Origin of the sequence: Chthonomonas sp. (genome assembly GCF_035294165.1) — a bacterium.
Lineage (GTDB): Bacteria > Armatimonadota > Chthonomonadetes > Chthonomonadales > Chthonomonadaceae > Chthonomonas.
On record NZ_DATGLN010000091.1, the window covers coordinates 1 to 10,484 of the forward strand.

Consider the following 10,484-nt stretch of genomic DNA (forward strand, 5'->3'; position numbering starts at 1 on the left):
GTATCACCGGCTCTTCGGAGCTGGTGGGGATTGAAACGCCACTCCTCCTCACTCTTGAGGAGGAAGGCATGTATCACCGGCTCTTCGGAGCTGGTGGGGATTGAAACTTAGCCCCAAATTACCCGCTTGGGCATAAATTATGGGTATCACCGGCTCTTCGGAGCTGGTGGGGATTGAAACTAACGCCGAGGCAGCAGTGCCATACGGCGTGCAGCTCGTATCACCGGCTCTTCGGAGCTGGTGGGGATTGAAACAGGATGCGCGGAAGCCATTGCGTTCCTAACTGATGTATCACCGGCTCTTCGGAGCTGGTGGGGATTGAAACTGCTCTCCCTTGCGCTCGATTGGCCACTCAAGGGGCGTATCACCGGCTCTTCGGAGCTGGTGGGGATTGAAACTTGACCTCGCTGGCTTCGAGCTTCAATTGCTCGTATCACCGGCTCTTCGGAGCTGGTGGGGATTGAAACGAGGCCCCGAAGGGCCTCCCGCTGCAGGTTTTCAGTATGTATCACCGGCTCTTCGGAGCTGGTGGGGATTGAAACCCCCCACCTCTATCCGGAGGATCGAGCTTCCCTTGAGTATCACCGGCTCTTCGGAGCTGGTGGGGATTGAAACGAGCAAACTAGAGCAAATTCGAGATAGGGGAGAGTGGTATCACCGGCTCTTCGGAGCTGGTGGGGATTGAAACTCCTCCTTTATCTCCGGCAATACTGCACCGGAGAACGTATCACCGGCTCTTCGGAGCTGGTGGGGATTGAAACCAAAACCCGAGATTTCTGCCTCGAAGGCATCTGCCCGTATCACCGGCTCTTCGGAGCTGGTGGGGATTGAAACCGGTGACCGCACCAAAAGTCGGTGACGTACGGACGTATCACCGGCTCTTCGGAGCTGGTGGGGATTGAAACCTCCACTGTATCAAAAGAGAGGTGTGTATGCTCCGGGTATCACCGGCTCTTCGGAGCTGGTGGGGATTGAAACGGACAGAGCATACTGCGCGCCCAACTTTTGGAACGTATCACCGGCTCTTCGGAGCTGGTGGGGATTGAAACATGGTGGGAAGACGCACAGTGCGAAATTCTCACTGTATCACCGGCTCTTCGGAGCTGGTGGGGATTGAAACCTCCTTAGAGCCGGCCCCGTCAAGCCCTCGAAGTGCCTGTATCACCGGCTCTTCGGAGCTGGTGGGGATTGAAACCCGGCGATAGCAAGACATAATGAATGTATACGGGTGGATGTATCACCGGCTCTTCGGAGCTGGTGGGGATTGAAACTAGCAAAAAGACAGAGGAGGAGGAAAAACCGGGCGGTATCACCGGCTCTTCGGAGCTGGTGGGGATTGAAACTACCGCCATTTCGGCCAGTCGGCCTCTGTGGGCGACTAGTATCACCGGCTCTTCGGAGCTGGTGGGGATTGAAACCTTCGGCGCAAGGCCGATAGAGATAAATCTTGCCTTCGTATCACCGGCTCTTCGGAGCTGGTGGGGATTGAAACTCGAACTGACTACAAAATCAGGATAACTCTCCAGGTATCACCGGCTCTTCGGAGCTGGTGGGGATTGAAACTCAAGATTTCTCGCCTTCGGCTCGAAATGACAGGTGTATCATCGGCTCGAAATGGCAGGCGTCTATTTCATGAGAAATGGCAGGCGTCTATCGCACCAGCTCTTCAAGGCCAACGGTGCTGCGCTCACGGCCGGCGCCCTCCCCCTCAAGGCCTACGGTGCTGCGCGCAGCGCTCTCTCTCAAAGCCGACGCCCACCCCCCTGAGCTGGTAGGAATGACAATTTGAGCAAAACTTTGGCGCATCCCTACCTAGGCGCACCGTATTGGTATAATAACAAACACGGCTACACCGGCTCTTTGAAGCCGCTGACCATTGCATCTAAAGCCGATAAGAACAGCCAAAAACGGAGCGCAACGCAGAATGGAGACGATAACCATCGTCGGGGGAGGATTCGCCGGAGTAGAGGCGGCCTGGGCGTGTGCACAGCGCGGTGCCAAAGTGCGCCTCTATGAAATGCGACCCAAACGCCAAACACCCGTCCACCGCACCGCCGACCTGGCCGAATTGGTGTGCTCCAACTCCTTTAAATCTACCCTGCTGACCAACGCCAGCGGCGTGCTTAAAGAGGAGATGCGCCGACTAGGCTCGCTCATTCTGCCCATCGCCCAACGCCACGCAGTGCCCGCCGGCGAAGCCCTGGCCGTAGACCGAGAGCGCTTCGCCGGCGAGGTCACCTCCGTCATCGAAAGTCACCCCAATATCACCGTCATTCGTGAGGAGGTAACGCAACTGCCCGAAGCGCGCCCGCTGATTATCGCCACCGGCCCCCTTACCTCCGATGCATTGGCGCAGGAACTGAGACGCCTTACAGACAACATCGCCCTCTCCTTCTACGATGCGGTCGCCCCCACCGTGCTCGGCGAAAGCCTGGACACCAGTCGTCTGTTTCGTGCCTCACGACGCGGACGCGGTCCTCGGCAAGAAGAGGCCGGTGCTGCCGATAAAGGAGGTGGCCTTGAAATAGATACTGAAAGCGCACTCGAAGCGAGGGGGATGGCTTCGGCCTTGACAATAAGCGCCGACTATCTGAATTGCCCCCTCACAAAAGAAGAGTACATGGCCTTTTGGGAGGCGCTTTGCCATGCGGAATTGGCCCCTCTGCACGATTTTGAACAGACCGAGCCGGCAGAGAAGATGGTGTTCTTCGAAATGTGTGTGCCCATCGAGGAACTGGCGCGACGCGGGCCTCGAACCCTCCTCTACGGCCCCATGAAGCCGATAGGGTTGATTGATCCACGCACCGGAAAGCGCCCCTACGCCGTGGTGCAGTTGCGTCAGGAGAATCGCGAGGGCACCCTGTGGGGATTGGTGGGGTTTCAAACCCGTTTGAAATGGAGCGAGCAGAAGCGCGTCTTCCGCATGATCCCCGCCCTTGAGAACGCCGAGTTCGTGCGCTACGGTGTTATGCACCGTAACACCTACGTGAATGCACCATTGGTACTTACCGCCCACTGCGAATTGAAGAAGCACCCAGGCATCTTCTTGGCCGGCCAGATCACCGGCGTGGAAGGCTACCTCGAGTCGGCTGCCATTGGGATGATTGCCGGCATCAATGCCCTACGATGGCTGAAAGGTTTATCACCCACAGTGCCGCCCAAAGTGACCGTTCTAGGTGCCCTTTGCCACTATCTGGTAGAGGCCGACCCCAAACATTTCGCCCCTATGAACGCCAATTGGGGCCTTGTGCCTGAGCTGCAAGGCCTGACGGTGCGAGATAAACGCGAAAAAGCACGCCTTAAGGCAGAACGTGCCCTTGAAGCGATGTCTGGATTTGTGAAACAGCTTGAGGCCGAATAATAGTAACCTTTCCTTCGGAAACTAACCGCAACGGACCCTTTTCTCATCAAGCCCCCATCCCTCAAGGCCGGTTTAACGCATAGGGGGTAGGCCTTGTGCCTACCCCCTATAAGCCCCACCCCTTTCCCTCAAGGGCGATGGCCCTCTTAGCGACGCTCCTTCATTACCTGCAAGAGGGCTGTGCTGGCCTCGAAAAGCTGCTTCGTCTGGGCTTTCATCTGCTCCCACTGCTCGGGCGTGCAGTTGAGCCATTCCTGCACATCGGGGTGCAGGGCATGCGGCTGCGTATGTTCCGAAGCCACATAGCCGCACTCCCATGCCAGAATATCACCGGCATGGACGGCAGCCACAAGGTCAAAGTGCTCGCTTCTTAACGTTGGGCGGTGGTGCTCGCCGATCATGGCCACAAGGTGCGAAGGAAAGTTCCAATGCTCGGCAATGCGGCGCCCAACCGTGAGATGGTCAATGCCTAAAACCATGCTCTCCGCCTCGTCCGAGGTCTTCTTCTCGCGAGCGGCGAAGGCCATGGTGACGGCGTACTGAACGGGGAAGTAGCTATCGAGAAACAGCGCCCCGATGTCGTGTAGCAACCCGCCGATAAAGCTCTCTTCCTTAGCGTTGCGGGTGCGGGGCAGACGCTGTTGGGCCACCACACAGGAGGCCACCGCCGTGGCGACCGAATGCTCCCAAAAAGCCGTGCGGTTTAGACCATAGGGCATGGATTTCTGATTGAGTTGCCCGAAGGCGGAAACGCCCAACACCAGGTTCCGTACCGTGTTATAGCCCAAGATGACCACCGCATGGGTTAACGTGCTGATCCGTTTCGGAAACCCGTAGTAGGCCGAGTTAACAATACGCAGAATCTTCGAGGCCAACCCCTGATCCATAGAGATAAGCCGGTTCAGCTCTTCAGCCGACGAGTTGGGGTCGTTGACGGTCTGTAGAATCTTGCTCACTACGGCCGGCAGGGGCGGTAGATCGGAGAGTTTCTTCTCCAATGTCTGCTGAAAAACATTACGATCAATACGTACAGATTTGATTTCAGGCGGCATGCGCTTTCACTCCTCTCTTGTGGTTGGCAAGGTTCAATATGCCTTCAACATCAAGAATAAGGGCCATACGTCCATCCCCTAGAATGGTGGCGCCGGATACTCCTTGAACATCTCCGATGAACTTGCCAAGCGTTTTTATAACGATCTCTTGTTCTCCAATAAAGCTGTCCACAATAAGGCCCATCCGTTCACGTTCAAGGCCTACAACGACCACATTCAGGGCTTCAAGGCCGACGGTGCTGTGCACGGCGCCCTCCTTCCTTTGCAACTGGTGCATGGACTCCGACCTCACGACGGCGAGGGCTTTGGGCGATTGCTTGGCGTGAACGGGCAGGAGGCTTTGAAGATGGGCCAAACACAACGTCTCCCCGCGCAGCAGAATAGTGGGTTGGCGGCGCACCGAGCGCACGCTTCTGGGGGCAACCCTTAAGGTTTCGGCCACAGAGTTGAGCGGGATGGCATATACGGCCTCTCCCACGCGCACCAATAGGCTTCGGATGATGGCCAAAGTGAGCGGCAGGCGAATGCAAAACCGCGTGCCTTTGCCAACCCAGCTTTCGATATCTATGGTGGCCCCTAGGCGTTGCAGGTTGCTGCGCACGATGTCCATACCTACCCCTCGCCCCGATACATCCGATACCTGCTGCGCGGTGGAAAAGCCGGAGGCAAAGATAAGGTTAATAGCCTCTCGGTCGGAAAGACGATGGGCGGCCTCGCGAGACATCAGGCCTTTTTTAACGGCGGCCTCACGCATCTTGGCTGGGTCTATGCCGCGACCGTCGTCTTCCACTTCAATGATAATGTGGTTCTCTTGGTGTCGCGCACGCAACCAAACGGTGCCGGAGCGGGGCTTCCCTAAACGCTCTCGCTCCTCCGGTGGCTCAATGCCGTGGTCCACGCTGTTGCGCAACATGTGAATGAGGGGGTCGCCAATGGCTTCAATAACGGATCGATCAAGTTCGGTCTCTTTCCCTTCAATCTCAAACTGAAACTCCTTATTGAGGCGCTTGGCAAGGTCGCGCATCATGCGGGGAAAGCGATTGAACACATTCTCGATAGGCAGCATACGCGCCTTCATCACCTCGTCCTGAAGCTGGTCGGTGATGCGGGCGATATGCACGGCGACCTCCTGTAGGTGTTCCACCGTGGCATCGTTTCCCAACTGATGCCCTATTTGGGCGCAGAGTTGGGCAATGCGCGTGCGGTCAATTACAAGCTCGCCTATAAGGTTCATCAGGTTATCGAGGCGGCTTACATCTACCCGAACCGTCTGCGGTTGAGGAGAGGCTGCCGTCTGTGTACCGCTTTCTTTTGGCGGCACTTCTCGACAGGTTGCCTGAACTTCTGTGTCGTTAAGGTGTGGGTGCTCTGCTGCTGTTTGCGATTGGGCAGAGGTGGGCGGCATCCACGGCGCTATGCGCACTTCGGTTATCTCGCTAATGCGCTCCACTTCGGTACGCAGCCTCTCCACAGTTTGGGTGGTAGCCACCAAAACGGTGAAGCTTGTCTCAAAGCGTTCGTTCTCTAAAGCTTCTTCGTCCGGCCGGGTGTGTAGCACGGCACCAACAGTTTCCAACCCCTGTAGTGCCATCAAGGCCCGAACCGACTTTAACATGGAGTCGGGAGCGACGAAAACGTCAATACGATACAACGCATGGCCGGTGGCAAGCGCCTGTTGACACGCCTCTAGGGTGCTTTCGGAAAGAGCGAGTTCCTCTCCTTCGCTGGTTGGATGTTGAGGAGAAACGGTTGTGGAGGCCTCACAACGGGCTACGGCGCGCAGTTGGGCGGTGAACGCCGATGTGTCTTGTTGGGTTGTGCCCGAATCGGCAATATCGCCGAGCATCGCCTTGAGAGCGTCCAGCCCTTGAAAGAGCGCGTCAACGAGTTCGGGTGTGACCTCGATCTGGCGGTTTCTTAGCAGATCGAAAAGGTCTTCCAGGGCGTGCGTCAGCTCTCCCATGGCCTGATAGCCCATGGCACGCGCCGCGCCCTTAAGGGTATGGGCGGCACGAAATATCTCCTGCAGCAGTTCCGGTGAGGACTCCTGCTCGAGTTTTAGGATGTCCTGCTCTAAAAGCTCGATCTGTTCATTGGCCTCTTGCAGGAACACTTGAAGGAACGGACGCATTTCCTCGTTCATGGCAAAGCCTCTTTCCTTAGCATGGAAACCGTCATTAGGCCCGTTCGGCGGCATCGGAGGGTTTCAGCACGGTCTCTACGTTGAGGAGAATGATCAGCTCGTCTTGATGCTTTCCCACACCCAGAACAAACTCTGAATCCACCGATTCAACCATCTCCGCAGGTTTCTCGATGAGGGTTTCAGGAAGTCTCAGAACGCCCACAACGCTATCCACTTCAAGCCCCACGAGACTGCCATCGTAGTTCACAACGATAACCCGCCGGCTCGAAGCCAACGTCCCTCCTCCGTCTCGGGCATCTTCGTTTTCTGGAAGCCCTAAACGGCGCCGTAGGTTCACGATGGGCACAATTTTGCCGCGTAAATTGATGATCCCCTCTAGGTCTTCGGCAGATCGTGGAACGTGGGTAACCTCTTGCGGACGAATGATCTCGTTGATGGCGGCAATATCAATGCCGTAGGTCTCTTTGGCAAGGCGAAAGGCAACAAGTTGCAACTCGCGCTCCACCGCTTCAAGGCCGATGCCCTTCCCCTCTGTCGTTAGTGGCAAAGCTCGCTTAACCCCCTTATCTTTTAGCTGTTGCGAAGCTATTTTCGGTAAAAGTGAGAGGGAGCTTTAGAATTTTTGTGTCTTATTGGGGAGAGAGGTAGGGTGATGGGCTGTAGAGGATACCCTTGAGAGAGTAGGGAGTGGGGCTGCAGGAACTGCCAATTGCTTCGGTTCTAGAGCCAATTCATGGAACAAGTCTGTCTTGTTCACCCCCTATCCCGACCTTTCCGTCCTCGCGGACAGCAATACAGCGGCCAGTGAGATAGACGATCATGGAAACTGTGCTGGCCGCTGAGGGGGAGGGCGTCGGCCTTGAGGCGTCCACCGCGAGGTGCCCCTCTCCCAAATTGGGGGAGGTGGAGGACGCCCTGCCCCAGAAAATCGCAAGATTTTCTGGGAACCCCTGTGTCGGCCTTGAGGGGAGTGGGGGTGGGGCCGATGCTACGCCCGTCATTTCGAGCCGAAGGCGAGAAATCTTAAGTTTCAGTCCCCACCAGCTCTAACGGGGCTGACGCCCTCCGCCAGGACGCTGGCCGCGAGGTGCCCCTCTTCCTAACTGGGCAAGGGGCAGAGAAGCTAAAAAGGTGCCATAACGGAGAGGCTATTTGAGGGAGCTTTCATCTAGCGAGATGATCTCGATGTGAAAACCGCCTGGGGCTTTAAGGTAGAAACTACGCGAACGATCTCGGTGCGTTTTGATGGTGGCACCGAACTGTTTTGCCAGTCGCTCCAACTCTGCATCCCCCACACGCCAAGCGATATGCGAGGGATGTTGAGAAGGTAGAACAAAGGCGATCTTCACGCCGCCTACCTCAATAAAAGCCCATGTCTCATCTTGGTATAGCACCTGCACGTTGGGCAGCGTGTTTTTGTACCACTCTACCGCCTCTGCAATATGGGGCACCTCAAGGGCTATATGATGAAATTGTAACTCACTCAAGGACGTACCTCCTCTTACTATTACGTCTTGAGAAGGGCTGTGTTCGCGAAGGCGCTTTGCATGGAAGGAAAGCGTGCAAGGCTAGCAGTGTTTTGCGGGTATAATGAGCTGTTGAGCGATATAACGGAGTTTGTTTCATGCCAACCCTGCAATCCACACCGCCTCTTTCTATAGAGAGCATTGCCGAAAAGGTCTACGCCGGAGAGCGCCTCACGGCAGAGGAGGGCCTTTGGCTCTTCCACTACCCACACCTGCCCGAGTTGGCGCATCTGGCCAACGTGGTGCGCGAGCGTCTGCACCCCACCACTAACCACATCGTTACCTACGTCGTGGGGCGCAACATCAACTACACCAACGTCTGCTGGGTTCGCTGCAAGTTTTGCGCCTTCTATCGGGTCCCGGGGCACGAGGAAGGGTATGTGCTTACGAAGGAGCAGATTTTCGAGAAAATCCAGCAGATGGTGGATTTAGGAGGCATCGAAATCCTTATGCAGGGAGGTCTCAACCCCAAGCTGAAGTTGGAGTGGTATGAAGACCTCTTGGCCAGCATTAAGGAGCGCTTCGGTGCCTATGGCATCATCTTACATGCCTTCTCTCCTGCCGAGCTTATCTATATCGCAAAAATCAGTAAAATCTCTCTGGCAGAGCTTTTTCGGCGTCTGAAAGCGGCAGGGCTTGATAGCGTGCCCGGAGGCGGAGCCGAAATCCTTACCGATCGCGTGCGCGAGATCATCGCGCCCTATAAAGACACGGCGGACGAGTGGATAAACTGTATGCGCGAAGCCCATAGGGCCGGCCTGCGCACCACGGCCACCATGATGTACGGCTCGGTGGAGACGGTTGAGGATCGTATCGAGCATCTGCTGCGTGTACGTGAACTGCAGGATGAAACAGGCGGCTTTACGGCCTTCATCCCGTGGTCGTTCCAACCGGAGGGCACGGAGCTGCCGATGGAGCGCGCTTCGGCCTTCGACTATCTGCGCACCGTGGCCATCTCGCGGCTCATGCTCGATAACGTGCCCCATATGCAGGCCTCATGGGTTACTCAGGGGCCGAAGATCGCCCAGATCGCGCTGCGCTATGGTCTCAACGATTTCGGCAGCACCATGATGGAAGAGAACGTGGTATCGGCTGCCGGCTGCGCATTTACTATGCCGATCGAGGAGATAGAGCGCTTGATTCGGACGGCAGGTTACCAACCGATGCGTCGCACCACACAGTACCAACTTCTGCCGCTGGGTGTGCCGCAGGGGTCTCCTCTGCTCGCGAACCGGTCTTCGTGAGTGACACCCTACTCGGCTTCGAGGAGAAGCCTAAAGGAGGGCTGGTATGCCCGAACGCATTCCTATTAAGATGGGCATGACCGTTCAACTAAGAAAACAACATCCCTGCGGAGGCGACCTGTGGACGGTAACGCGCGTGGGGGCCGATATTGCCGCCGTGTGCCTGCGCTGTAGGCGGCGGGTAATGCTGCCCCGTGAGGAGTTCGAGCGGCGTGTGCGTAAGGTGCTCAACCCCGAAGAGCTGAAAAGGATGGAACAATGAACGGTAGCTTTTTCCTCCTTCCAAAAAGTAAACGATGGCTCTATACCCTGGTTAGTGCCTCGCTGGCAGGAGGGATAGTAACCGCGCTGTTGGGCACCCAACCCCAAACGACCGCGCAAACACCCGATCTTCTCATCCCTAGCAACTTGCAGATTGCCATAGACCCCACCCATCGGATAGCGCAAGACCCCAATCTCCTCCAGACGATCAAGGCAAGCCTCGAACAGGTTCCAAATGCGTTTCGCAACCGTCGGATGTGGTGGGAGTGGGGGCGATTGGACGGCATCCCGGTGGCCCTTCGTGTCAACTCCAATTCGGCGAAGCCAGGCCTCAAGGCCGATATAGGGGGCCCCAGAAAATCGCAAGATTTTCTGGGGCAGGGCGCCCTTCCCCTTATGGCCTATGCCGTCGTTACCTCGGAAGGGCTAGGCATCTTTGTTCAAAACACCTCTACGCAGCCGATAAACCTCCGTCTAAGCACCCCTTTGTCGGCAGGCATCTATCGAATCGAAAGGCTCTCTACCATCATCCCACCGCAGGTAGCCCTTCGCACCATCGCCGAGCAAAACCCACCGGGACTTGAGTTGCACTGGCTTCAAGGGGTGATTTTAAAACGAGCCGGCATCGTGGAGAAACGCGATCGGCTTGCTTCGGGAGAGCTTGCTATCTACCGATTTACGGACGAACGAAGCGCCCTACGGCAAGCGCTTTCCGATGCGTTTGAGGGGCTGCACCAGTTCGCAAAACAGAGGCCAAGCGCCGCCAATCGCCTGCGTCACATCCTCTATGAAGGCTCTGCGGACTATCATCGCCTTTTGAATGCCTCCGATTCGGAGGAGTGCATTCAAAGCCTTAGGGCTGCTTCTCTCATTGTCGGACAGGCACAAAGCTTGTGC

At 56.5% G+C, this 10,484-nt stretch carries 9 protein-coding genes and 1 CRISPR repeat array; of the genes, 5 read left to right on the forward strand and 4 right to left on the reverse strand.

Going from position 1 to position 10,484, the window contains the following annotated elements; all coding sequences use genetic code 11:
• Window positions 1-1,563: a CRISPR direct-repeat array (repeat unit 37 nt; unit sequence GTATCACCGGCTCTTCGGAGCTGGTGGGGATTGAAAC).
• Window positions 1,564-1,632: 69 nt separating this feature from the next.
• Window positions 1,633-1,767: a hypothetical protein gene (locus VKV29_RS04750; protein ID WP_324200153.1), complete on the forward strand. Its 135-nt coding sequence runs from the start codon at window positions 1,633-1,635 to the stop codon at window positions 1,765-1,767.
• Window positions 1,768-1,924: 157 nt separating this feature from the next.
• Window positions 1,925-3,361 carry a methylenetetrahydrofolate--tRNA-(uracil(54)-C(5))-methyltransferase (FADH(2)-oxidizing) TrmFO gene (gene trmFO, locus VKV29_RS04755; protein ID WP_324200154.1) on the forward strand — a complete coding sequence of 479 codons (1,437 nt, stop codon included), beginning with the start codon at window positions 1,925-1,927 and terminating at the stop codon, window positions 3,359-3,361.
• A gap of 146 nt (window positions 3,362-3,507) precedes the next feature.
• On the opposite strand, the gene VKV29_RS04760 is transcribed toward trmFO, so the two are convergent.
• The 4 genes from VKV29_RS04760 to VKV29_RS04775 form a co-directional block, all read right to left on the reverse strand.
• On the reverse strand, window positions 3,508-4,413 hold the full coding sequence (locus tag VKV29_RS04760) for an HDOD domain-containing protein (protein ID WP_324200155.1): 906 nt from the start codon (window positions 4,411-4,413) through the stop codon (window positions 3,508-3,510).
• Entirely contained in the window at window positions 4,403-6,556 is a 2,154-nt protein-coding gene (locus VKV29_RS04765; RefSeq protein WP_324200156.1) for a chemotaxis protein CheA, read from the reverse strand. The genes VKV29_RS04760 and VKV29_RS04765 overlap by 11 nt, the downstream gene beginning before the upstream one ends.
• Before the next feature lie 34 nt (window positions 6,557-6,590).
• Window positions 6,591-7,103 carry a chemotaxis protein CheW gene (locus VKV29_RS04770; protein WP_324200157.1) on the reverse strand — a complete coding sequence of 171 codons (513 nt, stop codon included), beginning with the start codon at window positions 7,101-7,103 and terminating at the stop codon, window positions 6,591-6,593.
• 601 nt (window positions 7,104-7,704) lie between these two features.
• Entirely contained in the window at window positions 7,705-8,043 is a 339-nt protein-coding gene (locus tag VKV29_RS04775) for a VOC family protein (protein WP_324200158.1), read from the reverse strand.
• Window positions 8,044-8,180: 137 nt separating this feature from the next.
• Between VKV29_RS04775 and mqnC the strand changes: the two genes are divergently transcribed.
• The 3 genes from mqnC to VKV29_RS04790 form a co-directional block, all read left to right on the forward strand.
• Complete coding sequence (mqnC, locus tag VKV29_RS04780) at window positions 8,181-9,326, forward strand: cyclic dehypoxanthinyl futalosine synthase (protein WP_324200159.1); 1,146 nt, start codon at window positions 8,181-8,183, stop codon at window positions 9,324-9,326.
• A gap of 46 nt (window positions 9,327-9,372) precedes the next feature.
• Window positions 9,373-9,588: a DUF951 domain-containing protein gene (locus VKV29_RS04785; RefSeq protein ID WP_324200160.1), complete on the forward strand. Its 216-nt coding sequence runs from the start codon at window positions 9,373-9,375 to the stop codon at window positions 9,586-9,588.
• On the forward strand, window positions 9,585-10,484 hold a 900-nt coding region (locus tag VKV29_RS04790), incomplete at its 3' end, for a hypothetical protein (RefSeq protein ID WP_324200161.1). The genes VKV29_RS04785 and VKV29_RS04790, both read left to right, overlap by 4 nt.